The 24,739-nt window shown below is 70.5% G+C and carries 25 protein-coding genes; 11 read left to right on the top strand and 14 right to left on the bottom strand.

Going from position 1 to position 24,739, the window contains the following annotated elements; translation table 11 throughout:
* Positions 1-151: 151 nt before the first annotated feature.
* A complete protein-coding gene (locus tag ACIPTO_RS40375) occupies positions 152-1,057 on the bottom strand; it encodes a 1-aminocyclopropane-1-carboxylate deaminase/D-cysteine desulfhydrase (protein WP_401200313.1) in 906 nt (301 codons plus the stop codon).
* 39 nt (positions 1,058-1,096) lie between these two features.
* On the bottom strand, positions 1,097-1,687 hold the full coding sequence (locus ACIPTO_RS40370; RefSeq protein ID WP_366323398.1) for an N-acetylmuramoyl-L-alanine amidase: 591 nt from the start codon (positions 1,685-1,687) through the stop codon (positions 1,097-1,099).
* 299 nt (positions 1,688-1,986) lie between these two features.
* Here ACIPTO_RS40370 and ACIPTO_RS40365 point away from each other — a divergent pair, with 299 nt between their 5' ends.
* The 4 genes from ACIPTO_RS40365 to ACIPTO_RS40350 all read left to right on the top strand — a co-directional run bounded on the left by ACIPTO_RS40365 (position 1,987) and on the right by ACIPTO_RS40350 (position 5,854).
* Complete coding sequence (locus tag ACIPTO_RS40365; RefSeq protein ID WP_366323396.1) at positions 1,987-3,393, top strand: family 2B encapsulin nanocompartment shell protein; 1,407 nt, start codon at positions 1,987-1,989, stop codon at positions 3,391-3,393.
* Positions 3,394-3,506: 113 nt separating this feature from the next.
* A complete protein-coding gene (locus tag ACIPTO_RS40360; RefSeq protein ID WP_401200341.1) occupies positions 3,507-4,607 on the top strand; it encodes a family 2 encapsulin nanocompartment cargo protein polyprenyl transferase in 1,101 nt (366 codons plus the stop codon).
* A 293-nt stretch (positions 4,608-4,900) separates the two neighbouring features.
* Positions 4,901-5,500, top strand: coding sequence for a GNAT family N-acetyltransferase (locus ACIPTO_RS40355; protein ID WP_401200309.1), 600 nt, complete (start codon positions 4,901-4,903; stop codon positions 5,498-5,500).
* Between the two features lie 9 nt (positions 5,501-5,509).
* Positions 5,510-5,854: a DUF952 domain-containing protein gene (locus ACIPTO_RS40350; protein ID WP_366323390.1), complete on the top strand. Its 345-nt coding sequence runs from the start codon at positions 5,510-5,512 to the stop codon at positions 5,852-5,854.
* 10 nt (positions 5,855-5,864) lie between these two features.
* Here ACIPTO_RS40350 and ACIPTO_RS40345 read toward each other — a convergent pair whose 3' ends face one another.
* The 4 genes from ACIPTO_RS40345 to sodN form a co-directional block, all read right to left on the bottom strand.
* Complete coding sequence (locus ACIPTO_RS40345) at positions 5,865-6,614, bottom strand: VOC family protein (protein ID WP_401200306.1); 750 nt, start codon at positions 6,612-6,614, stop codon at positions 5,865-5,867.
* 26 nt (positions 6,615-6,640) lie between these two features.
* Positions 6,641-7,057, bottom strand: a complete 417-nt coding sequence (locus ACIPTO_RS40340) for a VOC family protein (RefSeq protein WP_366323386.1) — start codon at positions 7,055-7,057, stop codon at positions 6,641-6,643.
* 10 nt (positions 7,058-7,067) lie between these two features.
* Positions 7,068-7,478: a helix-turn-helix domain-containing protein gene (locus tag ACIPTO_RS40335; protein WP_366323384.1), complete on the bottom strand. Its 411-nt coding sequence runs from the start codon at positions 7,476-7,478 to the stop codon at positions 7,068-7,070.
* 146 nt (positions 7,479-7,624) lie between these two features.
* On the bottom strand, positions 7,625-8,020 hold the full coding sequence (gene sodN / locus ACIPTO_RS40330; protein ID WP_019058247.1) for a superoxide dismutase, Ni: 396 nt from the start codon (positions 8,018-8,020) through the stop codon (positions 7,625-7,627).
* A 145-nt stretch (positions 8,021-8,165) separates the two neighbouring features.
* Between sodN and sodX the strand changes: the two genes are divergently transcribed.
* On the top strand, positions 8,166-8,600 hold the full coding sequence (gene sodX, locus ACIPTO_RS40325) for a nickel-type superoxide dismutase maturation protease (protein ID WP_366323381.1): 435 nt from the start codon (positions 8,166-8,168) through the stop codon (positions 8,598-8,600).
* Here the strand turns inward: sodX and ACIPTO_RS40320 are convergent.
* Positions 8,504-9,133, bottom strand: coding sequence for a CGNR zinc finger domain-containing protein (locus ACIPTO_RS40320; RefSeq protein ID WP_366323379.1), 630 nt, complete (start codon positions 9,131-9,133; stop codon positions 8,504-8,506). The two genes, sodX and ACIPTO_RS40320, sit on opposite strands and share 97 nt — an antisense overlap.
* Before the next feature lie 100 nt (positions 9,134-9,233).
* On the opposite strand from ACIPTO_RS40320, the gene ACIPTO_RS40315 reads away from it, so the two are divergent.
* A complete protein-coding gene (locus ACIPTO_RS40315; RefSeq protein WP_401200300.1) occupies positions 9,234-9,992 on the top strand; it encodes a class I SAM-dependent methyltransferase in 759 nt (252 codons plus the stop codon).
* Positions 9,993-10,089: 97 nt separating this feature from the next.
* Here ACIPTO_RS40315 and ACIPTO_RS40310 read toward each other — a convergent pair whose 3' ends face one another.
* The 3 genes from ACIPTO_RS40310 to ACIPTO_RS40300 are packed head-to-tail and all read right to left on the bottom strand — an operon-like array spanning position 10,090 to position 12,815.
* Entirely contained in the window at positions 10,090-10,842 is a 753-nt protein-coding gene (locus ACIPTO_RS40310) for an amino acid ABC transporter ATP-binding protein (protein ID WP_366323678.1), read from the bottom strand.
* A 53-nt stretch (positions 10,843-10,895) separates the two neighbouring features.
* Complete coding sequence (locus ACIPTO_RS40305) at positions 10,896-11,828, bottom strand: amino acid ABC transporter permease (RefSeq protein WP_366323375.1); 933 nt, start codon at positions 11,826-11,828, stop codon at positions 10,896-10,898.
* Between the two features lie 33 nt (positions 11,829-11,861).
* Positions 11,862-12,815 carry an ABC transporter substrate-binding protein gene (locus ACIPTO_RS40300; protein ID WP_401200296.1) on the bottom strand — a complete coding sequence of 318 codons (954 nt, stop codon included), beginning with the start codon at positions 12,813-12,815 and terminating at the stop codon, positions 11,862-11,864.
* 500 nt (positions 12,816-13,315) lie between these two features.
* Between ACIPTO_RS40300 and ACIPTO_RS40295 the strand changes: the two genes are divergently transcribed.
* From ACIPTO_RS40295 to ACIPTO_RS40280, 4 genes are all read left to right on the top strand, one after another.
* Positions 13,316-14,539: an NADP-dependent malic enzyme gene (locus ACIPTO_RS40295; RefSeq protein ID WP_366323371.1), complete on the top strand. Its 1,224-nt coding sequence runs from the start codon at positions 13,316-13,318 to the stop codon at positions 14,537-14,539.
* 213 nt (positions 14,540-14,752) lie between these two features.
* Positions 14,753-15,718, top strand: a complete 966-nt coding sequence (locus ACIPTO_RS40290; RefSeq protein ID WP_366323369.1) for a zinc-binding dehydrogenase — start codon at positions 14,753-14,755, stop codon at positions 15,716-15,718.
* A 214-nt stretch (positions 15,719-15,932) separates the two neighbouring features.
* Positions 15,933-16,142, top strand: coding sequence for a helix-turn-helix domain-containing protein (locus ACIPTO_RS40285; RefSeq protein ID WP_266772466.1), 210 nt, complete (start codon positions 15,933-15,935; stop codon positions 16,140-16,142).
* Positions 16,142-16,714, top strand: a complete 573-nt coding sequence (locus tag ACIPTO_RS40280) for a Clp protease N-terminal domain-containing protein (RefSeq protein WP_401200291.1) — start codon at positions 16,142-16,144, stop codon at positions 16,712-16,714. The genes ACIPTO_RS40285 and ACIPTO_RS40280 overlap by 1 nt, the downstream gene beginning before the upstream one ends.
* A 249-nt stretch (positions 16,715-16,963) precedes the next feature.
* On the opposite strand, the gene ACIPTO_RS40275 is transcribed toward ACIPTO_RS40280, so the two are convergent.
* Together ACIPTO_RS40275 and ACIPTO_RS40270 are read right to left on the bottom strand one after the other, a co-directional pair.
* Positions 16,964-18,073 carry a helix-turn-helix transcriptional regulator gene (locus ACIPTO_RS40275; RefSeq protein WP_401200288.1) on the bottom strand — a complete coding sequence of 370 codons (1,110 nt, stop codon included), beginning with the start codon at positions 18,071-18,073 and terminating at the stop codon, positions 16,964-16,966.
* Between the two features lies 1 nt (position 18,074).
* A complete protein-coding gene (locus ACIPTO_RS40270) occupies positions 18,075-19,205 on the bottom strand; it encodes a hypothetical protein (protein ID WP_366323676.1) in 1,131 nt (376 codons plus the stop codon).
* 261 nt (positions 19,206-19,466) lie between these two features.
* Here ACIPTO_RS40270 and ACIPTO_RS40265 point away from each other — a divergent pair, with 261 nt between their 5' ends.
* On the top strand, positions 19,467-20,312 hold the full coding sequence (locus ACIPTO_RS40265) for a hypothetical protein (protein WP_401200285.1): 846 nt from the start codon (positions 19,467-19,469) through the stop codon (positions 20,310-20,312).
* 27 nt (positions 20,313-20,339) lie between these two features.
* On the opposite strand, the gene ACIPTO_RS40260 is transcribed toward ACIPTO_RS40265, so the two are convergent.
* Positions 20,340-20,522, bottom strand: coding sequence for a DUF6104 family protein (locus ACIPTO_RS40260; protein WP_019075209.1), 183 nt, complete (start codon positions 20,520-20,522; stop codon positions 20,340-20,342).
* A 190-nt stretch (positions 20,523-20,712) separates the two neighbouring features.
* Complete coding sequence (locus ACIPTO_RS40255) at positions 20,713-24,525, bottom strand: multifunctional oxoglutarate decarboxylase/oxoglutarate dehydrogenase thiamine pyrophosphate-binding subunit/dihydrolipoyllysine-residue succinyltransferase subunit (protein WP_401200283.1); 3,813 nt, start codon at positions 24,523-24,525, stop codon at positions 20,713-20,715.
* Between the last annotated feature and the right edge of the window lie 214 nt (positions 24,526-24,739).

The raw sequence follows: 24,739 nt of genomic DNA, 5'->3' as shown, positions 1-24,739 counted from the left end.
AACGACGCCCGTAATCGGTTCACTTCATGCCTGTCCACACCCTCAAGATGCTCTTGATCAGCACAAACGCACAGACCTAACGAAGCACTACTAGGGGCCGTGCTCACGACACCGGGGGCGCCCGCCGGTTGTCACGGCACCCGAAGCGGTCCTACGGGAACGGCCGCCCGGTGATCACCGCGGCGACCGTGCTCCCGCGCGGGAAGGCGCCTTCATCGGCCAGGGCGACAAGTCCGTAGAGCAACTTGGCGACATAGAGACGCTCCACGGGCATCCCGTGCCGCTGCTCGAAGTCCCCGGCGAAGGCGTCGAGTTCGGTGGGCACGCGCGCGTAGCCCCCGAAATGGAACCGGTCGTCGAGGGACCAGGAGCCCCGCCGGCCGCCGAAGGCGCGCTCCTGCAGCGCTTCCACGTCGGCATCCAGAAAGCCGCCCCTGAGGACCGGTATCCCCAAGGCGCGCTGGTCAGGGCCGAGTCCGGCGGCCAGCCCGGCCAGCGTGCCGCCGGTCCCGCAGGCGAGCGCGACGACATCGACGTCGGCACGCGCGCGCAGTTCCTCGCCCAGGGCCCGGCACCCGTGGACGGCAAGGGAGTTGCTGCCGCCCTCGGGGACGACGTACGCGTCCTCCGCGCCCGCCCCGCGCAGGATCGCGGCCAGCGTCCCCGGCTCGGACGCGTGCCGGTAGGTCGATCTGTCGACGAAGTGGAGGCGCATCCCGTCGGCCGCGCACCGGGAGAGGGACGGATTGAGCGGGCGGTCGGCCAGCTCCTGCCCGCGGACCACGCCCACCGTGCGGAGGCCCAGCAGGCGCCCTGCGGCGGCGGTGGCGCGCAGATGGTTGGAGTAGGCGCCGCCGAACGTGAGGACCGTCCGGCCGGCCGCCGCCGTGAGGTTCGGCGCGAGCTTGCGCCACTTGTTGCCGATCAGGTCCGGGTGGACCAGGTCGTCCCGCTTGAGCAGCAGCCGGACGCCGTGCCGCCGGAAGCGCCCGTCCGCGACCTCTTCCACCGGCGACGGGATCCGGGGCCGGAGGGCGGCGAGGTCGGGGCTGGTCACGGCACCATTGTCACCCGGACCGGGCGGATCACCCGGCGGTCACTTCAGATGGTCGTGGATCCGGGCACGCAGCCAGTTCATCGTGAAGCCCCTCGGGTCCACCTTTCCGGGCTGCCACTCCAGATGCCCGATCACCGACCGCTCCGACCAGCCGTGGTGGCGGCAGATCGCCGCGCAGACCTTCTCGATCGTCTCCAACTGGGCCTCGGGCCACGGGTCGTGGCCGTCGCCGAGGTTCTCGCACTCGAAGCCGTAGAAGTGGCGGTTGCCGTCGGTGTTGGCCTCGTTGTCGTGCGGGAGCGCCTTCTCGGCGATCACCGCGCGCAGGACGTCGTCGTCGCCGAGGCCGGCGTGGTTGGCGCGGCCGTAGCCGACGAGGTGGAGCCGGCCGTCCTTGGTGATGACGCCGTGGCAGAGCGGGCCGGGGAGGTCGGGGCGGCCGTCGCGGCACAGGGCCACCGTCCGGTCGGCGCCCTGGGTGACCGTGTGGTGGATCATCACGCCGTGGACGGGGCCCCACGGGCCCTTGTGGTTGCGGTTGTGGGTCCGCCAGTCGCCGACCTGGAGGACCGTGACGCCCTCCGCCTTCAGACAGGACAGGAAACCGTCCGCGGACATGGGTGAGGCCATGATCGCCTCCTTCGTGCTGTGCGACGGCCGCCGTTCGCGGTCGCCTGTTGTCAGTGCTTGTACTGACAACGGAGCACTTGGGCCTACTTGTTCGTACGGCGTGCGAGCCGATCCGGACACCCCCGGCACCGGTGGCCACTCGAACGACATTCGAGGTGAACGGCCCCTTTCCCACCCCCGTGAAGATCCATTCCCGCTCTTTCGGGTAATACCACCGGCACGCTCCGTGAGGAAGGCTGGTGCGCGAGAACGATGCCGGGCGCACGGGTGCCGGGCATGAATGGGGAGGGCATTTCTCTATGTCGGTAGGCGAAGAGGTCCGCGCGGAGCAGAACAAGCCGCAGCAGAGTCTTGGTACGGCGGCGGCGCGGAACCTGGCCACGACCACGAAGTCCGCACCGCAGATGCAGGAGATCAGCTCGCGCTGGCTGCTGCGCACACTGCCGTGGGTGAACGTGCAGGGTGGCACATACCGGGTGAACCGACGGCTGAGTTACTCCGTGGGCGACGGCCGGGTGACATTCGTGAAGACCGGCGACCGAGTCGAGGTTATCCCCGCGGAACTGGGCGAACTGCCCGCGCTGCGGGACTACGAGGACGAGGAGGTGCTCTCGGAGCTGGCCACCCGCTGCCGGCAGCGCGAGTACGCACCGGGAGAGGCGATCGCGTCGTTCGGCAGCCAGGCCGACGAGGTGTACCTGCTGGCGCACGGCAGGGTGGAGAAGATCGGCACCGGCCCGTACGGCGACGACACGGTCCTCGGAGTCCTCGCCGACGGCGCCTACTTCGGCGACCAGGCCCTGCTCGACCCGGACGCCATCTGGGAGTACACGGCCCGCGCGGACACCTCGTGCACGGTGCTGATCCTGGCCCGCGGGGACGTCGAGCAGGTCGCGGAGCGCTCCGAGACCCTGCGCGAACACCTCACACAGCTGCGCACGATCCCCGAGCAGCGCACCAACAAGTACGGCGAGAAGGCCATCGACCTCGCCGCCGGCCACTCCGGCGAGCCGGACATCCCGCACACCTTCGTCGACTACGACGCCCGGCCGCGCGAGTACGAACTGAGCGTCGCCCAGACCGTCCTGCGCATCCACTCGCGCGTGGCCGACCTCTACAACCAGCCGATGAACCAGACCGAGCAGCAACTCCGGCTCACCGTCGAGGCGTTGAAGGAGCGCCAGGAGCACGAGCTGATCAACAACCGCGAGTTCGGCCTGCTGAACAACTGCGAGTACGACCAGCGGCTCCAGCCCCACGACGGCGTCCCGAGCCCGGACGACCTCGACGAACTGCTCAGCAGGCGGCGCGGCACCAAGCTGTTCCTCGCCCACCCGCGCGCGATCTCCGCGTTCGGCCGCGAGCTGAACAAGCGCGGACTGGTCCCCGAGTCCATCGACGTCGGCGGCAACCGCATCCCGACCTGGCGCGGGGTGCCGATCTACCCGTGCAACAAGATCCCGGTCAGCGACCGCCGGACCACCTCGATCATCGCCATGCGCACCGGCGAGAACGACCAGGGCGTCATCGGCCTCCAGCAGGCCGGCATCCCGGACGAGATCGAGCCGAGCCTCTCGGTGCGCTTCATGGGCATCAACGAACAGGCGATCATCAAGTACCTGGTGACGGCCTACTACTCGGCGGCGGTCCTCGTGCCGGACGCCCTCGGCGTCCTGGAGAACGTCGAGATCGGCCGCTGGAGGTGACCTTCCGGCAGTTGGACGCGGTGTCCCCGGCCGACCGGGCCGGGACACCCCGGTCGTACGCGGCCGGCCGCGGCGCGGGCGTCACCGTCCGCGGACTCTCCGAGGGGGACCCCATGGCCGAGCTGAGGGGGGACCCCGTGGCCGGGACCGGGGCGGAGCCGAGACAGCGGGCCGCCGACGCGCAGCCGCCCGACGGGCACGAGGCGGCGGCGATCCTGGAGGGAGCCAGAAGATCCGTCGACCCCGCACTGCGCGCGGCGATCGACTCGCTGCCCGGCTCGATGCGCCGCATCGCGCTCTACCACTTCGGATGGGAGCACGCGGACGGCACCCCGGCCGCGGGCAACGCGGGCAAGGCGATCCGCCCCGCCCTCGTCCTGGCCGCCGCCACCGCGCTCGGCGGCGAACAGGCCCGGGCGGGCGCACTGCGGGCCGCCGCGGCGGTCGAACTGGTCCACAACTTCACGTTGCTGCACGACGACGTGATGGACCGGGACACCACCCGCAGACACCGGCCCACGGCCTGGACCGTGTTCGGCGACGCCGACGCGATCCTCGCCGGGGACGCCCTCCAGGCACTGGCCCTGCGGCTGCTCGCCGTGGACCCGCACCCGGCGGCCCGCGCCGCGGCGGCCCGGCTCGCGGACTGTGTCGTCGAACTGTGCGAGGGCCAGCACGCGGACACCGCCATGGAGACGCGGGCCCCCGCCGAGGTCACCCTCGACGAGGTGCTCGTCATGGCCGAGGCCAAGACCGGCGCGCTGCTCGGCTGCGCCTGCGCGGTGGGCGCGCTGTACGCGGGGGCGTCCGCCGAGGACGTCGAGGCGCTGGACGCGTTCGGCCGGCAGGCCGGGCTCGCCTTCCAGCTGATCGACGACGTCATCGGGATATGGGGCGACCCCGGCCGCACCGGCAAACCGGCCGGCGCCGACCTCGCCGTACGCAAGAAGTCCCTGCCCGTGGTCGCCGCCCTCACGTCGGGCACCCCGGCCGCCGCGGAACTCGCCGAACTGTACGGACTGCCGTACGAGGAAGGGGAGTTGGAACGCACCGTGCTCGCCGTCGAGCGGGCGGGCGGCCGGGACTGGGCGCAGGCCCAGGCGGCCGACCACATGGCGCGGGCCGTGCAGGAGCTGGCCCGGGCGATCCCGGACCCGCAGGACGCGGGCGGACTGCTCGCGCTGGCCGAGTTCGTGACCCGGCGCAGCAGTTGATGACTCCGGGGCCTGCCGGAACCGCGCGGTCCTGACCCCGCACGGACCCCGAAGGCCCCGGACCTAAGGGTCCCGCGCATCCCCACGGTGCGCGGGGCCCTCTCTTTTTTGGAAGCTCGGTTCGCCTCCGGGGCGCCGAAGCCCGTGTCGAGTGCCCGACCGTGCTCGGCCCTGCGGACCTCCGCGCGCTCGGGCACTCGACACGGGCGCGCCCCTTCGGCTCACTCGCCCGGTGGGTCCCGTTAGGCTCAACAGCCGTTCTGTTGGCGGTGGTTGAGAGGGAGGGGCAGGGCGTGGGTGTGGCGATACGGGTGGCGGGCGAGGACGACAGGGAGCTGGTCGTCCGGCTGCTGGACGAGGCCTTCCAGGACGACCCGGTGAGCGGCTGGGTCTTCCCCGACGCCGCGTACCGCCGTACGACCCACCACCGGCTGATGGCCGCCTTCGTCGACGTGGTGCTCGCCGGCGGCCGGATCGACCTGACCGAGGACGGCGCGGCCTGCGCGCTGTGGCTGTCGGTACCGGGCGAGGCGCATCCGGCGGCGGACGGCGTCGACGAGGCCGTGGAACTCAGGGAGTCGGTCGATCCCGGCAACGCGCGGGTCGAGACGATCGCCCGACTCGTCGCGGACTCGCACCCCGCCGGGCGGGCCCACGAGTACCTGTGGATGATCGCCGTCGCCCCCGGCCGGCAGGGCGAGGGACTCGGTGCCGCCCTCGTCCGGCACGTCCTGGACCGCTGCGACCGCGAGGGTCTGCCCGCCTATCTGGAGGCGAGCAGCGAACGCAGCGCCAAGCTGTACGAGCGCCTCGGCTACACCTTCACCGACCGCGCTCTCGATCTCCCGGACGGCCCGCGCATGTACCCGATGTGGCGCGAGCCGAGACCGTAGCCTGGGCGTATGCCCGAACACGAACCCGCCGCCCCCGTCCTGCACATCACCGAGCGCGCCCTCTGGGACGCGGCCCGCGAGCACGGGAGCTACGCGTGGTCGACCCGTGGCCGCACCCTCCAGGAGGAGGGCTTCATCCACTGCTCGACCCGCGACCAACTCCCGCGCGTGGCAGCCTTTTTGTACGGGTCCTATGACGGCCCGGACGAGCTGGTCGTCCTGGTCGTGGACCCGGCGCGGCTGGACGCGCCGCTGAGGTACGAGGCACCGAAGCCGGGCGGGGAGGAGTTCCCGCACGTGTACGGGGTGATTCCGGTGGACGCGGTGGTGGACGTCGAGGTGTGGACGGGCTGAGCCAGCCGGCTCAGGGGCGGTGGGGGAGTCCGCCGGTCTCCGGGTCACGGCCGGTCAGGCAGTAGACACCGCCCGCCGGGTCCCGCATCACCGTCCAGTGCCTGCCCCGCGAGACCACGGTCGCACCGAGGTGCTCGTGCGCGACGACAGCCGTGTCGATGTCCGCGCAGGCCAGGTCGAGATGGGCCGACGCGGGCCGCTCCTCGCCGAGCCGCTGGAGCAGGACGCGGATCGGCAGTCCGGGCGGGGGCTTGAGCACATGGAACTCGGGCAGCGCCCCCGGCAGCGCCGTCCAGTCGGGCAACAGGGCCTCCCAGAAGGCGAGTTCGGCGTCGTAGGAGCCGGGTCCCATGTCCAGGGAGACCTGGTCGAGGCGGGTGCCGGCCACGACCGGCGGTCGTACGGCCTCCCCGTGCCAGGGCACCGCGCAGAACAACTGCCCCGCGGGGGAACGGAGTACGGCCCAGCCGTCGTGCTCGGCGACGGTGTCCGCGCCGAGTCGCAGCGCGGACTCCACGAACGCCGGTACGTCCTCGACGGAGAAGTCGAGATGAGCGCCACCCGGGCCGTCCTCGACGCCCTGCACCTTCACGCAGGCGTCGGCACCGGCGGCCAGCAGGGTGACGAACTCGCCCCTGTCACCCCGGAGTTCGGACAGCGTGGTGTCCGTGGCCGCCGTCCAGAAGTCGTGGGCGGGGCCGAGGCGGCCGAGCGGGCGGTCGACGAAGGCGTGGGTCCAGCGGACGTGCGTAGCGCTCATGCCGTGATCGTAGGCGTGGGACGTGCTCAGTCCTCGCTCCGCTGCATGAACCGCAGCATGTTCCCGGCCGGGTCGCGGAACGCGCAGTCGCGGACGCCGTAGGGCTGGTCCGTCGGTTCCTGGACGACCTCGGCGCCGGACTCCCGGACGCGGGCGTAGAGGGCGTCGCAGTCGGTGGTGGTGAAGTTGACCCCGCGCAGGGTGCCCTTGGCGAGGAGTTCGGCCATGGCCTGCTTGTCGGCGGGGGAGGCGTCCGGGTTCGCGGCCGGCGGCTCCAGGACGATCTCCACGTCCGGCTGCGACGGCGACCCCACGGTCACCCACCGCATGCCCTCGAAGCCGACGTCGTTACGGATTTCCAGCTCCAGGACGTCGCAGTAGAAGGCGAGCGCCTTGTCGTGGTCGTCGACGGCGATGAAGCACTGGCGGAGTTTGAGATCCATGGAGCACAGGCTAGGGCTGGAGGGGCGGTCCCGCCCGGTTCGGCCGGGTAAAGGTGCGGGCCACGCAGGACGGGATCACCGCGCCCGCCTCGTGCGAACGGGCGCGGTAGGCGCTGGGGGTCTCGCCGACCAGTTCCGTGAAGCGTGAGCTGAAGGAGCCGAGGGAGGTGCAGCCGACGGCCATGCACACCTCGGTCACGGTGAGGTCCCCGCGCCGGAGGAGGGCCTTCGCGCGCTCGATCCGCCGGGTCATGAGATAGGTGTACGGCGTCTCCCCGTACGCGGCGCGGAAGCTGCGCTGGAAGTGACCCGGCGACATCAGCGCGGTCCGCGCGATCGAGGCCATGTCGAGCGGCTCCGCGTACTCGCGGTTCATCCGGTCCCGGGCCTGGCGCAGCCGTACGAGGTCGTCGCGGTTCACGGGGTCCAGGATGGCACGGGGCCGCTCGGGCCGGGGTGGGGACGACGAAGGGGCCCCGCCGGCGAACCGGCGGGGCCCCTTCCCCTGACCCGCTGACCGTCGATGGTGCACCGATCGCCGGTCGGACGGGCTGGGCCGACTGGGTGTCAGGCCTTCTTGGTCTCCCAGAAGATCTTGTCGATCTGGGCGATGTAGTCGAGCGCCTTCTGGCCCGTCGCCGGGTCGGTGGACGCCTTGGCGGCCGAGAGGGCCTTCAGGGTGTCGTTGACCAGCTGGTGCAGCTCCGGGTACTTCTCGAAGTGCGGGGGCTTGAAGTAGTCGCTCCAGAGCACCGAGACGTGGTGCTTCGCGAGCTCGGCGCGCTGCTCCTTGATGACGATGGCGCGCGCCTGGAAGTGCGGGTCGTCGTTGGCGGCCATCTTGTCCTGCACGGCCTTCACCGACTCCGCCTCGATGCGGGCCTGGGCCGGGTCGTACACACCGCAGGGCAGGTCGCAGTGCGCGCTGACCTTCACCTTGGGGGCAAACAGGCGGGAAAGCATGGAGCGTTCCTTCCTCGTGATCGTCTTCTCAGGTGGGACATTACTCCCTGGAGAAGCTGTTTTCGCGAGTGCCCCCATGGGCTTAGGACAAAAGTCCAGGGTCAGACTCAGACTGGTGGAGGATAGGACCGGGGAGGTGCCGGGGATGCCGGAGCTGTCGCAGGAGACCGAGCGCGGAAGGGCCGTACTGCCCTTCGGGACGGCCGAGGTGACCGGCCCGTCCATGGTGCCGACGCTGTGCCACGGGGATCTGCTCGTGGTGCAGTACGGGGCGCGGATCAGGCCCGGCGACATCGTCGTGCTGCGGCATCCGTTCCAGCAGGACCTGCTGGTCGTCAAGCGTGCCGCGGAGCGGCGCGACGGCGGGTGGTGGGTGCTCGGGGACAACGCGTTCGCGGGCGGGGACAGCACGGACTACGGCACCGTGCCCGAGGACCTGGTGCTGGGGAAGGTGCGGTTCCGGTACCGGCCGCCGAAGGCCGGTCAGCGTTCGCCGGTCGCGGTGGTCCGCTGGGCGCTCTCCGCGGCGAGGCCCGTCCTCTCCGACCGGTCGGCCTCCAGGCGCTTCCGGGCGCGGTAGGCGGCCACGTTCGCGCGGGTCGCGCAGCGGTCCGAGCAGTAGCGCCGGGAGCGGTTCGTCGAGGTGTCGAGATACGCGTTGCGGCACGGCGCCGCCTCGCACAGGCCGAGGCGGTCGACGCCGTACTCGGTGAGGTGGAAGGCCAGGCCCATCGCCGCGATGGCCGCGTAGCCGGCGGTGGCGTTCGACGGGTGGTCCGCGAGGTGCATGTGCCACAGCGGGCGGCCGTCGTCGTCGCGGAAGTTGTGCCCGGAGATCTGCGGGCTGACCGGGAACTCCAGCAGCAGCGAGTTCAGCAGGTTCACCGAGAGGGTCTCGTCGCCGCCGTCGGCCGCCTCGAAGACCGCCCGCAGCCGCCCGCGCACCGAACGGAAGCGGGTCACGTCGGCCTCGGTGGCCCGGCGGGCCGCCTCCTTGTTGGTGCCGAACAGATCCCGTACGGCCTCGACCGAGGTCAGGACGTCCTTGCCCCGGACCGGTTCCTCGGTGTTGACGAGGCGTACGGCATAGTCCGAGTAATAGGCCAGTTCCACTTGTAGTCCTTACGGAGGCGCTCTATGGTCGTGGATGCGGTCGGGTAACAGCTGATCGTGCTTCCAGGGTATTACGACGGTGAGTGGACAGGGGGTCCTCATGGAGACCGGTGTCGGAACCGACTGGCAGGCCTGGCAGGAGAGCTGGGACCGGCAGCAGGAGTGGTACATGCCCGACCGGGAGGACCGCTTCCGGATCATGCTCGACATGGTCGAGGCCCTCACCGGCCCCGCACCCCGCGTGCTCGACCTCGCCTGCGGCACCGGCACCATCACGGCCCGGCTGCTCGCCCGCCTCCCGGACGCCACCAGCATCGGGGTCGACCTCGACCCGGCCCTCCTCGCCATCGCCGAGGGCACCTTCGCGGACGACGACCGGGTCACCTTCGTGACGGCCGACCTCAAGGACCCGGAGTGGACGGCACGGCTGCCGTACGACTCGTACGACGCCGTGCTGACCGCGACGGCCCTCCACTGGCTGCACAGCGAACCCCTCGCGGCCCTCTACGGTCAGGTCGCGGGGCTCGTCCGCGACGGCGGTGTCTTCATGAACGCGGACCACATGATCGACGAGTCGACGCCCAGGATCAACGCGGCGGAGCGGGCGCACCGGCACGCCCGGATGGATCAGGCCAAGCGCGACGGCGCCCTCGACTGGGCCGACTGGTGGCAGCTCGCCGCCCAGGACCCCGTCCTCGCCGGTCCCACGGCTCGCCGCTACGAGATCTACGGCGAGCACGCGGACGGCGACATGCCCTCCCCGCAGTGGCACGCGCGCGTCCTGCGCGAGAAGGGGTTCGGGGAGGCGCGGGCGGCGTGGTGCTCGCCCTCGGACACGGTGTTGCTGGCGCTGAAGTAACCGGGCCGCGCGATCGGGGCGCGTGAGCAGAGCACGCGGGCGGGACAGGAGAGGGGCGGCACGGGGAATCCGTACCGCCCCTCCAACTCGCCTGTTCCTAGAGCACCTTGGACAAGAAGCCCTGCGTGCGCTCGTGCTGAGGGTTCGTCAGGACGTCGCGCGGGTGGCCGGATTCGACCACCACGCCGCCGTCCATGAAGACCAGGCTGTCGCCGACCTCGCGGGCGAAGCCCATCTCGTGGGTGACGACGATCATCGTCATGCCGGACTCGGCGAGGTCGCGCATGACGTCGAGGACGTCACCGACCAGCTCCGGGTCGAGGGCCGAGGTGGGCTCGTCGAAGAGCATCAGCTTCGGGTCCATCGCCAACGCCCGTGCGATCGCGACCCGTTGCTGCTGGCCGCCGGAGAGCTGCGAGGGGTAGTTCTGCGCCTTGTCGGCCAGCCCGACCCGCTCCAGGAGCTGCATGGCGCGTTCCCGGGCCTCTCCCTTGTTGACGCCCCTGACCTGAACCGGCGCCTCGATGACGTTCTCCACGGCCGTCATGTGCGGGAACAGGTTGAAGCGCTGGAAGACCATGCCGATGTCCCGGCGCTTCACCGCGACCTCGCGATCACGCAACTCGTAGAGCTTGTCGCCCTGTTGGCGGTAGCCGACCAGCTCGCCGTCGACGTACAGCCGGCCGGCGTTGATCTTCTCCAGGTGGTTGATGCACCGCAGGAACGTCGACTTGCCGGAGCCGGAGGGGCCGATGAGGCAGAACACCTCGCCGGACTTCACCTCCAGGTCGATGCCCTTGAGCACCTCGACCGGCCCGAACGACTTGTGCACGCCCTCGGACTTGACCATGGGGACCGAGGAGTCGGCCGCGGCGGTGCCGTCGGTCTTGCTGAGTTCCGCGCTCATGCCGCGCCTCCCTTCGGACGGCCGATGGACAGCATGTTCGCCCTGATCTTCTGGAACGGGGTCGCCGGCAGCGCGCGGCTGGAACCGCGGGCGTAGTAGCGCTCGACGTAGTACTGCCCCACGCTCAGGACGGACGTCATGATCAGGTACCAGGCGGCGGCGAGGAAGTACATCTCCACCGGAGCGCCGGAGTTCTGCCCGATGTCCTGGGCGTAGCGGAACAACTCTGGATACTGGACGGCCGCCACGAGCGAGGTCGTCTTCAGCATGTTGATCACTTCGTTGCCCGTGGGCGGCACGATCACGCGCATCGCCTGCGGGATCACGATCCGGCGCAGCGTCTTGGCGTGGCTCATGCCGAGCGCGTGCGAGGCCTCGGTCTGGCCCTCGTCGACGGCGAGCAGACCGGCACGGCAGATCTCCGCCATGTACGCGGCCTCGTTGAGGCCGAGGCCGAGCAGTGCCGTCAGCAGCGGCGTCATGAAGGCCGACCAGTAGTTCTTGTAGATCGGCCCGAGGTTGATGTACTGGAAGACCAGGCCCAGGTTGAACCAGAGGAACAGCTGGACCAGCACCGGGGTGCCGCGGAAGAACCAGATGTAGAACCAGGCGATCGACGACGTCACCGGATTCTTCGACAGCCGCATGACCGCGAGCCCGATGCCGCCGACGATGCCGATGAGCATCGACAGGACCGTCAGCAGGAGGGTCTTGTAGACACCGGTCATGATCCGGTGGTCGAAGAAGTAGTCCGGCACGGCGTGCCAGTTGATCTTGCCCTGGCCGAACGCGTAGATGATCGCGACCAGGATCCCGATCGCGACGACGGCCGATACGTACCGTCCGTAGTGCCGGACCGGAATCGCCTTGATGGGGGCGCCCGGGGGCGCGTCGTGCGCCCCCGTCGTCCCGTCGATGTCAGTAGTCACGGATGTTGCCTCTCGGTGACGGCGGACCCGCGGTCACTTGCCGCCGTTGATCACGGACGACTTGACGGCACCGTCCTCGGCGCCCCACTTCGTCAGGATCTTCTGGTACTCACCGCTCTTGATCACGGCGTCCATCGCGGCCTGCAGGGCGTCCCGCAGCTGCGTGTTGCTCTTGGCGACCGCGATGCCGTACGGCGCCGCCTCGACCTGGTCGCCGACCAGCTGGAAGTCCTTGCCGCCGCCGGAGGACTTCACCGCGTAGGCCGCCACCGGGAAGTCGGAGGAGGCCGCGTCCGCACCGCCCGAGCGCAGGCGGGTCTGGGCCTGCTGGTCGTCGTCGAAGGGCTCGATGGTGATCTTCTTGCCGCCCGTACACTTCTTCGTCTCGGACTTGGCGAGGTCCTCGGAGACCGTGCCGCGCTCGACCGCGAGCTTCTTGCCGCACAGGTCGGACCACGAGGCGATGTTCTCCGTGTCGCCCTTGCGCGTGTAGATCGAGACACCGGCGGTCAGGTAGTCGACGAAGTCGACGCCCTCGCCGACCTTCTTGCCCGTGTCGGGGTCGACACCCTCCTGGCGGTTCTTGTTGTCCGTCATCGCCGACATGGCTATGTCGTAGCGGTCCGAGCGCAGACCGGTGAGCAGGGCGTCGAAGGTGCCGTTCTCGAACTCGAACTTCACCCCGAGCTGCTTGCCCATCGCGGCGGCCAGATCCGGGTCGAGGCCGACGACGTTGCCCGAGTTGTCCTTGAATTCGACCGGCGCGTACGCGATGTCGGAGCCGACCTTGACGACTCCCGCACTACGGATGGACGCGGGAAGCTTGGAGGCCAGTGGAGCCGCGCTCGTGGACGCCTTGCTCGAATCGTCCTTCTTGGTCTGGTCGCCGCAGCCGGTGAGCACCAGGGCACCGGCGACCGCGATCGCGCCGACCGTGGCCAGCCGGGTGTGCGGGGCGGTCGTACGGCGGGTGAATCTTGCGGTCATGGTGAGTTCCTCCGGCGTATGGACGGCAGTGCCGATGGGTCGACGTGAACACACACCTTTGAGTGTCGCGACCTCGTGTGATTAGGGCATCTTGCCATTCGGACTGAACCATTCAGGGGACTCTCCATGTCAAAATCGGATAACGGGTGACCCCCGAATCGCATCAGGTCGGTACATCAGGACGGCCCCCGCACGGACCATCTACGGGAATCACGCCTTCCGGCCGGAAGACCTTCGGTATGTCTCACGATGTGATCGATCATCGTTCCGCCGTCGGCGGACGGGATGTGACCTTCCGCCTATTGGACTCGTCCTCGGCGGTGTCCGTCCGGTAAGAAGGGTCTTTACACCCCTCATCCGGGGCTCAGGGCGCGTGTGCGGCGCGCCCGTCGCGCAGGTGCTCGTACGCATCAATTCCTGGATCCTGCGCGGTGCCCGCCCACCCCTCACCAGGGAGTGGCCACCCTCAAAATCAATGAAGACTTAAGGGGTAAGACAAAGTGGCAGCGGAGATCGTCAATCCTCGCAGCGACAGCAGTACGGATCAGGACGGCGGGGCCGAGCCCCTCGATTCCTTCGATCCGGCGTTCGCGCTGCACCGCGGCGGCAAGATGGCCGTGCAGACCACCGTGCCGATCCGCGACAAGGACGACCTGTCCCTCGCGTACACACCCGGCGTCGCGCGGGTGTGCACCGCGATCGCGGAGCAGCCGGAACTCGTCCACGACTACACCTGGAAGTCGTCCGTGGTCGCCGTCGTGACGGACGGTACGGCCGTGCTCGGACTCGGTGACATCGGTCCCGAAGCCTCCCTCCCGGTCATGGAGGGCAAGGCGATCCTGTTCAAGCAGTTCGGCGGCGTGGACGCGGTGCCGATCGCGCTGGACTGCACCGGCGTCGACGAGATCATCGAGACCGTCGTGCGGCTCGCCCCGTCCTTCGGGGGCGTCAACCTGGAGGACATCTCGGCGCCGCGCTGCTTCGAGATCGAGCGCAGGCTCCAGGAGCGGCTGGACATCCCGGTCTTCCACGACGACCAGCACGGTACGGCGATCGTGACGCTGGCCGCCCTGCGGAACGCCGCGCGGCTGACCGGGCGGGAGCTGGGCGATCTCCGGGCCGTCATCTCCGGCGCGGGCGCGGCCGGCGTGGCCATCGCCAAGTTCCTGCTGGAGGCGGGGCTCGGTGACGTCGCCGTCGCCGACCGCAAGGGTGTCGTCTCACGTGACCGTGACGACCTCACGCCCGTCAAGCGCGAACTCGCCGAGCTCACCAACAAGGCGGGGATCTCCGGGTCGCTGGAGGCGGCGCTGGAAGGTGCCGACGTCTTCATCGGAGTGTCCGGGGGTACGGTGCCGGAGCCCGCCGTCGCCTCGATGGCCGAGGGCGCGTTCGTCTTCGCCATGGCCAACCCGAACCCCGAGGTGCACCCGGACGTGGCGCACAAGTACGCGGCGGTCGTCGCCACCGGGCGGTCGGACTTCCCGAACCAGATCAACAACGTGCTGGCGTTCCCGGGGATCTTCGCCGGGGCGCTGCAGGTGCGGGCGTCCCGGATCACCGAGGGGATGAAGATCGCGGCGGCGGAGGCGCTGGCCGGGGTGGTCGGGGATGACCTGGCCGCGGACTACGTGATTCCGTCGCCCTTCGACGAGCGGGTTGCGCCTGCGGTGACCGCGGCGGTGGCGGCGGCGGCTCGGGCGGAGGGGGTTGCCCGCCGATAGCCTGCTTGAAGGGTCCCGACCGTCCGGGCGGGACCCTTCTCTCCCACCCGCCCGCCCGTACGGCGGGTTTGTGGGTGGGCGTCTGACGTGAGTGGTCAGGGCGCGTCGGCGGCTGCGGCCGTCCGCTCAGCCTCCCGCGCTCGATGGCAAGAGGGCATCTGTCACACGGTGAGGTAGTTCCCTGGCCAACCGGCGGAGCCTATCGTCAAGGTCATGTTCGCCGTCTACGCCGCCCGAATCGACCGCGACCAGCCGCTCTCCGGCCTTGAGTTGGGGGAGCGTCCCGCCCCCGAGGCCCGGCCGGGCTGGAGTGTCGTCGACGTCAGGGCCGCTTCCCTCAACCACCATGACCTGTGGTCCCTGCGCGGCGTGGGCCTCGCCGAGGACAAGCTGCCGATGATCCTCGGGTGCGACGCCGCCGGGATCGACGAGGACGGCAACGAAGTCGTCCTGCACTCCGTCATCGGCCAGACCGGCCACGGCGTCGGCCCCGACGAACGCCGTTCCATCCTCACCGAGCACTACCAGGGCACCTTCGCCGAGCGGGTCGCCGTGCCGACCTGGAACATCCTGCCGAAGCCCAAGGAACTCTCCTTCGCCGAGGCCGCCTGTCTGCCCACCGCCTGGCTGACCGCGTACCGCATGCTCTTCACCAACTCCGGTGTACGGCCCGGGGATTCGGTCCTCGTGCAGGGTGCCGGCGGGGGCGTCGCCACGGCCGCCATCGTCCTGGCCAAGGCGGCGGGGCTGCGCGTCTTCGCGACCAGCCGGGACGAGGCCAAGCGGAAACGGGCGCTGGAGCTGGGCGCCCTGGAGGCGGTGGAGCCGGGGGCACGGCTGCCGCAGCGCGTGGACGCCGTCATCGAGACCGTCGGCGCCGCGACCTGGTCCCACTCGGTCAAGTCCCTCAAGCCTGGGGGGACGATCGTCATCTCCGGTGCCACCAGCGGGGATCGGCCCTCGCACGCCGAGCTGACCCGGATCTTCTTCCTCGAACTCAAGGTCGTCGGGTCGACCATGGGCACCAAGGACGAACTGGAGGACCTGCTCGCCTTCTGCGCCACGACCGGTGTCCGCCCCGTCATCGACGAGGTACTCCCGATGGACCGCGCCCGCGAGGGCTTCGAACGGCTCGACGCCGGCGGACAGTTCGGCAAGATCGTGCTCACGAACGGCTAGCGGCCCATCCCTGCTCCCTGTCTCGATTCCCCGCCTCAGTTCTCTGCGTAAGCTCTCTGGCTCAGTTCCCCGTGGCAGTTCCTTGCCTCAGTTCCCTGCGTCGCGCGGCCGGTCCGGTTCTCCGGGCCGGCCGTTGGCGTGTGGCACACCGTGCGCGCCACCTTTCCCGTCAACTTAGGTTGACATGCGAGACGTGTCAACGTAGGTTGACGTCATGACCGAAGCAACGGATCTCGCCGAGCGTGCGGGTGACCGTGATCCACGGGTCGGCCTCCGTGCCGTCTCCGCGCTGCGCAGGCTGGTGGAGCAGTTGGAGGCGGTGCAGGTGCGCAGTGCGCGCAATCAGGGCTGGTCGTGGCAGGAGATCGCCGCGGAACTCGGTGTCAGCAGGCAGGCCGTGCACAAGAAGTACGGGAGGCAGTGATGTTCGAACGGTTCACGAAGGACGCCCGCGCCGTGGTGCAGGGCGCGGTGGAGCACCGCGAACGGTCGGGGTCCCGCTCCGTCGACCCCGACCATCTGCTCCTGGCACTCCTCGACCGCCGGGGCAGCCGGGCCTCCTTCGCCCTGACCGCCCTGGGCCTCGCCCCCGAGGACCGCAAGGAGTCCGTACGACAGGCTCTCGTCGAGGCCCGCCGACGTGCCGGGCTCTCGCAGGCCGAGGCCGACGCCCTCGCGGGGCTCGGTATCGACGTGTCGGAGATCGTCGCCCGGGTCGAGGAGGTGCACGGCGTCGGAGCGATGTCCGGTGACCGCAAGGACAAGGAGCCTTGGTCGGGTCGCCGTACCTTCAGCCGGGGCGCCAAGAGCGTCCTGGAGAAGTCCCTGCGCATCGCCGTCGCCCACCGGGACCGCCACATCGGCGACGAACACCTCCTCCTCGCCCTGACCATCCTCCCCGGGGTACCGGGTGAAGTGCTCGCCGACCACGGGGTGACCCATGAGGCCGCGACCCGCGTTCTCTACGGGGGAGGGGAGGAGAGGGCTGCGGGGTGAGGCGTGAGCGCCGATGGGGGGCGCCGATGGGGGGTGGGCGTGAGGGTTCGCGCGGGGTGGGGGAGCGGGCTCATGTCCCAAGGCGGGGCGCCGGGTCGAGGGGCGGGGCCCCGGAACGGCTGAGGCTCTGACCCCTGTCGACCCACCCGCCCGGTATCTCCGTCCGGCCGGGTGTCGATCCCTCCGGTCGGGTGTCGATCCGCCCGGCCGATAGCGATCCGCTCCCCGCTCAGGCCTTGCGCCCCCCGTTCAGGCCTTGCGTCCCCCGCCCCGCAGCACCGCCCCGATGTGCGCCGCCGCCGCGGACAAGTGGCGTCGCGTGTCCCGGAGTTGGTCCTCCGTGACGCCCCGGTCGCGGGCCGCGTCGCGGATGTCGTCGCGGAAGCGGTCCAGGAGCCGGTCCAGGTCGCGGGCCGGGTCGCCGGTGGAGTCCTCGTGGGCCCACGCCGGTTCGTACTCGGCGGGGAAGTCCTCCGGGGTCTCGCCGTACTCGGGTGTCGGTCCCGCCGACGGGGCCCCCGCCCCCGTCCCCCGAGTCGAGCCCGACTTGCCCGCACCGGCGCCCGCTCCCGGTCGCCCGAACCCGAAGTCCTTGCCGAACTCCTTGCCGAAGTCGCCGAACTCCTTGGCCAGTTCGGTCAGGCTCTCGCGGACCCCCGTGGGCCAGTCGCCCCGGGCGAAGTGGTCCTGGGCGTGTTCCTGGACCTGGCGGCCGATGCGCTGCATCTCCTCCTGGGCCTGTGCCCACGCCCGAGTCTGCGCCTCCTTGGCCTGGCGGCGGGCCTGCTGGGCCTCCTCGCGGGCCCGGCGGCTCTCGTCCTTGGCGCGGCGGGCCTGTTCCTTCCACTCCTGCTTGGCGCGGCGCATCTCCTCCTTGGCGGCACGCCACGACTCCTTGTCACCGAAGTCCGTGAAGTCCCCGGCGGGGGAGTCGTGTCCGCCCGTCCGGCCGCGCCCGGTCCTGGCGCCCTGCCGGGCCTCGGAGGCCGCCGCGCGCATCTCGCGGCGCAGGTCGCCCGCCGCGCCCCGGACATCGGCCCGGATCTCGGCGGCCAGTTCGGCCACCGACTCGCGGATCTCCAGCTCCAGGTCGGCCAACTCACCGCTGCGGTCGGCCAGTTCGGCCCGGCCCGCGTCCGTGATGGCGTACACCTTGCGGCCGCCCTCGGTGGTGTGGGTGACCAGGCCCTCGGCCTCCAGCTTGGCCAGGCGCGGGTAGACCGTGCCCGCCGACGGTGCGTACAGCCCCTGGAAACGCTCCTCCAGGAGGCGGATGACCTCGTAGCCGTGGCGGGGGGCCTCGTCCAGCAGCTTCAGCATGTACAGGCGGAGGCGGCCGTGGGCGAAGACGGGAGGCATGTCAGAGCACCTTCTTGTCGGTCGTGCCGTCGGCCGCGTCGGTGCCGGACGCACCGCCTGAGCCGGAAACGGAATTGTCCCCCGAGTCGCCCCGATCTCCGTCCGCAGGGGCGGGTGTGGTGCCGGCCGCGGCGTCCGGAACGGCTGCGCCTGCCGAGTCGTCCGAGTCGTCCGTGTCATCCGAGTCGTCCAAGTCGCCTGAGTCGTCTGACGAGTCCGGTGTCTTGGTCAGGTCGGGGCGTGGTGTCCTGTCGGCCCGCGTCGCCGTGGCGGCGGCACCCGTGTCACCGTCTCCCGTCCTGTCCCAGGCTCCGTCGCTCTCGTCATCCGTCGCCGGTCGCCGCAGCAGGGCGATCGAGCCGGAGACGGTCGTGGCCCGGAGCTTCCCGGTGCCCGCGCCCAGGCGACCGGTGATCTTGTGCGCGCCCCACTGGCCGTGCACGCGCAGCCCTTCGAAGGCGCTGGAGATCGAGCCGCTCGCCGTGTTGGCCTCGACGTCCGCGTCCGCCGGGTGCGGCAGGCGGATGGCGATCTCGCCCGAGACGTTCGTGAGCCGGACGTCGGTCGGGCCGTCCGGGTCGAGGTCCACGATCATCGAGCCGCTCACGGAGTCGGCGCGCACGGAGGGCCCCGAGCCCTCGACGACGGTGAGGTCGCCGGATACGGAGTTGAAGCGGAGGTCGCCGGTGACCGCCTGGGCCTCCAGGTTCCCGGAGACCGTCTCGGCGCGGACCGGGCCGGAGAGGCTCACGAGGGTCGTGTCGCCGGTGACCCCGCGCACCACCGAGGGTCCGCTGATCCCGGAGACCACGGCCGCCGCGCCGACCACCCCGACCTCGACCCGGGTGCTCGCGGGAACGGCCAGGGAGACCACCACGCTGCGCCGCCAGCCCTTGCGGTCGAGCCACTTGAGGAAGCCCTTCCAGGGCAGGTCCTCGTACGCCACCGTCAGCGTGCCGTTCGACTGGGTCACCACGAGGGGCGGGCCGTCGATCTCGGAGATTTCGAGACGGGCGGAACCCTCGTCGGTCCCTACGACGTTCACCGTTCCGTTGACGACGCGCACGTGGAGATCGCTCACGGGCTCGTCGAACGTGAGCTTCTTGGGCTCTGCGACGGACCACTCGGACATGATGCAGACCTCCTCGGCCGAACCGGACAGAAGATGACGCGCCATATCGCGTCTTCCGAGAAACACGATATATCGTGGATCCGGAAAGTCAAGACACCCGTTTCGGTGATCAACGACCGGTCGGTGGCCGGTCGGTGGCGGATCGACCATCGCCCGCCGCCCGCCGCCCGCCGCCCGCCGCCCGCCGCCCGCCGTGGCCCGTCCCCGCCACCCAAGGCTCAAGCGGCGGCAAAAGTGGGCAAATTGACCTAGCGTGTGACCATGTCGACGGAGAAGTCCCAGGCCAGGCCTCAGGCCGGTGCCGGACCGGGTGCCCTGCTGCTCTGCCGTGCCGACCCCGAGTCCGTCGCGCAGGCGGCCCATCCGCTCCGCGAACGCGCGCTGCTGACCCGTGCGGGCGACGACTGGAGCGTGCTCGTCCCCGAGGGCAAGCCCTGGGTGCACGACGGGGAACCGGTCGACCGCGTCCTCACCGGCTGGGCCACCGCGCTGGCCGTCGGCGCTCCCTGGCCCGTCCTCGCCCTGTGGTGGGACGCCGACCGCGCGGGCTACATCCTGGCCTCGGGGTTCCGCCGCCCGGTCGGCTACGTCTGGCTCACCGACGGCACCCCGGCGGGCGAGGACGAGGCGATGCGCACCTTCGCCGCCCGCCTCGGCCTGGATCCCGTACTGGACCTGCAGTCCCTGGACCAGCTGACGAGACCGGACCCTGAAGCCGACGCCCGCGCCCGCCTGAGGGGTCTTCTCGCGGTCCTCACGCGCGCGGGAGTGGCTCTGTCCGCCGGTCTCTCCCCGGGGGAGCCCGCCGACCGTCTCCGGGAGGCCGCCCGCGTCCAGCCCGACGCCCGGCAGGTCGAGTGGGCGGGCCTGCGGGACGCGATCCGCGCGGAACTCGACGCCGTCGACAGCAGCCGTCTCGGCCCCTGGATGCCCTGGTCCGGCACCCTCAGGGCGCGCGCCGTCGCCCTGGCCCAGCTCGCGGCGGGCCTCCCGCTCACGGTCCGGGGCCTACGACGCCGTAGCGGAGGCTGGGTCGTCGCGGGGGCGCTGCTCCTGGCCCACGGGGGGCTCGGCCTCGTCTGCGAGGTCGTCCGCCCGCGCGACTGACTCGGGCGGGCGGTGGGGCCGTAGCGACTACTCGTCGTCGTCCTCGTCGTCCAGCCGGGCCAGCCAGGTCGCCAGGCGTTCCACCGGGACCTCGAAGTCCGGGTTCAGGTCGACGAAGGTGCGGAGCTGCTCGGCGAGCCACTCGAAGGTGACCTCTTCCTCGCCGCGCCGCTTTTCGAGCTCTTCGATGCCTCGGTCGGTGAAGTACACGGGGGATTCTCCTGGGGGCGTGGGTCTGACACCTCCAGGTTATGCGTGGGGGAACGGTTCCGGTTCCGCACCTCCCTCCGGGTGGCCAGGGGTGCCGGCTCGCCGTCTTCCGCGCCCCCGGACACGCCAATGGGCCCGGCTCCGAGGCTTGGCGACTCGGAGCCGGGCCCACCGTGGAACAGGCCGAGGACTACGCCTCGAACACCTCGCGCACCAGCTGCTCCTGCTCAGCCTGGTGCCGCTTCGCCGAACCCACCGCCGGGGACGACGAGTGCGGACGGGAGATCCGCCGCAGCCGCTCCCCGTGGGGAACGTCCGCGCCGACCGCGAGGTCGAGGTGGTCGATCAGGTTGAGGGCGATGAACGGCCAGGCGCCCTGGTTCGCCGGCTCCTCCTGGGCCCACAGGTACTTCTCGACGTTCGGGTACTTGTTGACCTCCGCCTGGAGCTCCGCACCCGGCAGCGGGTACAGGCGCTCGACGCGGATGATCGCCACGTCCGTGGTGCCGCGCTTGGTGCGCTCGGCCTCCAGGTCGTAGTACAGCTTGCCCGCCACGAAGACGACCTTCTTGACGGCGGCCGGGTCGACCGTCGCGTCGCCGATGACCGGGCGGAACTGGCCCGTCGTGAACTCCTCCGCCTTCGACGCGGCGGCCTTGAGGCGCAGCATCGACTTCGGGGTGAAGACCACCAGCGGCTTGTGGTGCGGGTTGTGCACCTGCCAGCGGAGAAGGTGGAAGTAGTTCGACGGGAGGGTGGGCATCGCCACCGTCATGTTGTTCTGCGCGCAGAGCTGGAGGAAGCGCTCGACACGGGCCGAGGAGTGGTCCGGGCCCTGGCCCTCGTAGCCGTGCGGGAGCAGGAGCGTGACGCCGGACGTCTGGCCCCACTTCTGCTCCGCCGCCGAGATGTACTCGTCGACCACGGACTGCGCGCCGTTGACGAAGTCGCCGAACTGCGCCTCCCACATCACGAGCGCGTCGGGGCGGGCCAGCGAGTAGCCGTACTCGAAGCCCATGACCGCGTACTCGGAGAGGAGCGAGTCGTAGACGTTGTAGCGCGCCTGGTCCTCGGACAGGTACTGGAGCGGGGTGTGGTCCTCGCCCGTCTGCCGGTCGATGAGGACCGCGTGGCGCTGGCCGAACGTGCCGCGGCGGGAGTCCTGGCCGGAGAGGCGGACCGGAGTGCCCTCCAGGAGCAGCGAGCCGATCGCGAGCGTCTCGCCCATGCCCCAGTCGATCGTCCCGTCCTCGACCATCGTCGCCCGGCGCTGCAGCTGGGGCAGCAGACGCGGGTGGACGTGGAAGTTGTCCGGGATGTTGACCTGGGACTCGGCGATGCGCTTGACGACCTCGGAGGAGATCGCCGTGTTGACCGCGACCGGGAACTCGGCCTGCGGGTCCGACATGGGCGCCGCGCCCGGCTGGGCGGTCGCCTCGCGGACCTCCGTGAAGACCTTCTCCAGCTGGCCCTGGTAGTCCTGGAGGGCCTGCTCGGCCTCTTCGAGGGTGATGTCGCCGCGACCGATGAGGGACTCGGTGTAGAGCTTGCGCACCGAGCGCTTCTTGTCGATCAGGTCGTACATCAGGGGCTGGGTGAAGGCCGGGTTGTCCGACTCGTTGTGACCGCGGCGGCGGTAGCAGATGAGGTCGATCACCACGTCCTTGTTGAACGCCTGACGGAACTCGAAGGCCAGGCGGGCCACACGGACCACGGCCTCCGGGTCGTCGCCGTTCACGTGGAAGATCGGGGCCTCGATCATCCTCGCCACGTCCGTCGCGTACATCGAGGAGCGCGAGGACTCCGGGGCGGCGGTGAAGCCGACCTGGTTGTTGATGACGATGTGGATCGTGCCGCCGGTGCGGTAGCCGCGCAGCTGGGACATGTTGAGCGTCTCCGCCACCACGCCCTGGCCCGCGAAGGCCGCGTCACCGTGCAGTGCGAGGGGCAGGACCGTGAAGTCCGTGCCGCCCTTGTTGATGATGTCCTGGCGGGCGCGGACGATGCCCTCGATGATCGGGTCGACCGTCTCCAGGTGGGACGGGTTCGCCGCGAGGGTGACCTTGATCTGCTCGCCGTCCAGGCCGGTGAAGGTGCCCTGGGCGCCCAGGTGGTACTTCACGTCGCCGGAGCCGTGCATCGACTTCGGGTCGAGGTTGCCCTCGAACTCGCGGAAGATCTGGGCGTACGACTTGCCGACGATGTTCGCGAGCACGTTCAGGCGGCCGCGGTGGGCCATGCCGATGACGACCTCGTCGAGGCGCGACTCGGCCGCGCTGTCGATGACCGCGTCCAGGAGCGGGATGACGGACTCGCCGCCCTCCAGGGAGAAGCGCTTCTGGCCGACGTACTTCGTCTGGAGGAAGGTCTCGAAGGCCTCCGCCGCGTTCAGGCGGCGCAGGATGCGCAGCTGCTCCTCGCGCTCCGGCTTGGAGTGCGAGCGCTCGATGCGGTCCTGGATCCACTTGCGCTGCTTCGGGTCCTGGATGTGCATGAACTCGATGCCGGTGGTGCGGCAGTACGAGTCGCGCAGCACGCCGAGGATGTCGCGCAGCTTCATCAGGGACTTGCCGGCGAAGCCGCCGACCGCGAACTCCCGCTCCAGGTCCCACAGGGTGAGGCCGTGCTCGGTGATGTCCAGGTCGGGGTGCTTGCGCTGGCGGTACTCCAGCGGGTCGGTGTCGGCCATGACGTGGCCGCGGACCCGGTAGGAGTGGATCAGCTCGAAGACGCGGGCGGCCTTCGTCACGTCGTTGTCGTGCGACGCGTCGATGTCCTTGAGCCAGCGGACCGGCTCGTACGGGATGCGCAGCGACTCGAAGATCTCGTCGTAGAAGCCGCTCTCGCCGAGCAGGAGGTTGGCGACGATCCGCAGGAACTCGCCGGAGGCGGCGCCCTGGATGACCCGGTGGTCGTAGGTCGACGTGAGCGTCATGACCTTCGAGATGCCGAGCTTGTTCAGGGTGTCCTGGGAGGTGCCCTGGAACTCCGCCGGATAGTCCATCGAGCCGACGCCCATGATGACCGACTGTCCGGGCATCAGGCGGGGGACCGAGTGGACCGTGCCGAGGCCGCCGGGGTTGGTCAGGGAGACCGTGACACCGGTGAAGTCGTCCATCGTCAGCTTGCCGTCGCGGGCGCGGCGGACGATGTCCTCGTAGGCCTGCCAGAACTCGAAGAAGTTCAGCGTCTCGGCCTTCTTGATGCCGGCGACGACGAGCTGGCGGTCGCCGTTCGGCTTCACGAGGTCGATGGCGAGGCCGAAGTTGACGTGCTCCGGCTTGACCAGGGTGGGCTTGCCGTCCTTCTCCTGGAAGGAGTAGTTCATCGACGGCATGGCCTTGATGGCCTGCACCATCGCGTAGCCGATGAGGTGGGTGAAGGAGATCTTCCCGCCCCGGGCGCGCTTCAGGTGGTTGTTGATGACGATGCGGTTGTCGAAGAGCAGCTTGACCGGGACCGCGCGCACCGACGTGGCGGTGGGGACCTCGATCGACGCGTTCATGTTCTTCGCGACCGCGGCGGCCGGGCCGCGCAGCGTGACGAACTCCGGGCCACCGGTGGCCTCGGCCGCGGGCTCCGCCTTCGGCTTCGCGGCGGCGGGAGCGGCGGCCGGCTTGGCGGCGGGCGCCGGAGCCGGTGCGGCCTTCACCGGAGCGGGAGCCGCGGCCGCGGGCGCCGGCGCGGGGACCGCCGGAGCGGCGGGCGCGGCAGGGGCGGCCTGGGCCGGGGCGGCGGGTGCCGCCGGGGCGGGGGTGGTTCCTGCGGCCTCCGGGGCCGGAGTGCCCGCCGACGTCGAGGTCGGGGCGGCAGCCGCGCCCGGCTTGTAGTCGGCGAAGAAGTCCCACCAGGCTCGGTCAACCGAGTTCGGGTCCTGGAGGTACTGCTGATAGATCTCGTCGACGAGCCACTCGTTGGGTCCGAACGCCGCCGCGGGATTCTTACCCGCGGCTTGGTCGGACTCGGTCGAGATGGTCGAGTTACTGGGGGACTGTGACGACACGGCGGCAACCGCCCTCTTCCGCTTCACAAGGTGATGGACAGCGGGAATTAAGGCTACGCCCCCATGACGGCCAAGGTCAGGTCGGGCCGGTCCATCGTCGCGTAAGTCACATCGGAAAGTGTGTTTCGAGCGACGAAATGGCGGGAAACAAGCGTGGTTCCGCTACGGAAGAGGCGCGTCGATGCGGGCCGGACGCGCCGACGGCGCGGGCCTG

Source organism: Streptomyces sp. NPDC090083, assembly GCF_044747445.1.
Lineage (GTDB): Bacteria > Actinomycetota > Actinomycetes > Streptomycetales > Streptomycetaceae > Streptomyces.
This window is presented reverse-complemented; position numbering and strand designations above follow the sequence as displayed.

Excerpts from the sequence above, each read along its gene's own strand:
- ACIPTO_RS40370 (WP_366323398.1), bottom strand. The coding sequence starts at position 1,687 with ATGGCCTCACCCATGTCCGCGGACGGTTTCCTGTCCTGTCTGAAGGCG.
- ACIPTO_RS40365 (WP_366323396.1), top strand. The coding sequence starts at position 1,987 with ATGTCGGTAGGCGAAGAGGTCCGCGCGGAGCAGAACAAGCCGCAGCAG.
- ACIPTO_RS40360 (WP_401200341.1), top strand. The coding sequence starts at position 3,507 with ATGGCCGAGCTGAGGGGGGACCCCGTGGCCGGGACCGGGGCGGAGCCG.
- ACIPTO_RS40350 (WP_366323390.1), top strand. The coding sequence starts at position 5,510 with ATGCCCGAACACGAACCCGCCGCCCCCGTCCTGCACATCACCGAGCGC.
- ACIPTO_RS40345 (WP_401200306.1), bottom strand. The coding sequence starts at position 6,614 with ATGAGCGCTACGCACGTCCGCTGGACCCACGCCTTCGTCGACCGCCCG.
- ACIPTO_RS40340 (WP_366323386.1), bottom strand. The coding sequence starts at position 7,057 with ATGGATCTCAAACTCCGCCAGTGCTTCATCGCCGTCGACGACCACGAC.
- sodN (WP_019058247.1), bottom strand. The coding sequence starts at position 8,020 with ATGCTTTCCCGCCTGTTTGCCCCCAAGGTGAAGGTCAGCGCGCACTGC.
- sodX (WP_366323381.1), top strand. The coding sequence starts at position 8,166 with ATGCCGGAGCTGTCGCAGGAGACCGAGCGCGGAAGGGCCGTACTGCCC.
- ACIPTO_RS40315 (WP_401200300.1), top strand. The coding sequence starts at position 9,234 with ATGGAGACCGGTGTCGGAACCGACTGGCAGGCCTGGCAGGAGAGCTGG.
- ACIPTO_RS40310 (WP_366323678.1), bottom strand. The coding sequence starts at position 10,842 with ATGGTCAAGTCCGAGGGCGTGCACAAGTCGTTCGGGCCGGTCGAGGTG.
- ACIPTO_RS40300 (WP_401200296.1), bottom strand. The coding sequence starts at position 12,815 with ATGACCGCAAGATTCACCCGCCGTACGACCGCCCCGCACACCCGGCTG.
- ACIPTO_RS40290 (WP_366323369.1), top strand. The coding sequence starts at position 14,753 with ATGTTCGCCGTCTACGCCGCCCGAATCGACCGCGACCAGCCGCTCTCC.
- ACIPTO_RS40285 (WP_266772466.1), top strand. The coding sequence starts at position 15,933 with ATGACCGAAGCAACGGATCTCGCCGAGCGTGCGGGTGACCGTGATCCA.
- ACIPTO_RS40280 (WP_401200291.1), top strand. The coding sequence starts at position 16,142 with ATGTTCGAACGGTTCACGAAGGACGCCCGCGCCGTGGTGCAGGGCGCG.
- ACIPTO_RS40275 (WP_401200288.1), bottom strand. The coding sequence starts at position 18,073 with ATGCCTCCCGTCTTCGCCCACGGCCGCCTCCGCCTGTACATGCTGAAG.
- ACIPTO_RS40270 (WP_366323676.1), bottom strand. The coding sequence starts at position 19,205 with ATGTCCGAGTGGTCCGTCGCAGAGCCCAAGAAGCTCACGTTCGACGAG.
- ACIPTO_RS40265 (WP_401200285.1), top strand. The coding sequence starts at position 19,467 with ATGTCGACGGAGAAGTCCCAGGCCAGGCCTCAGGCCGGTGCCGGACCG.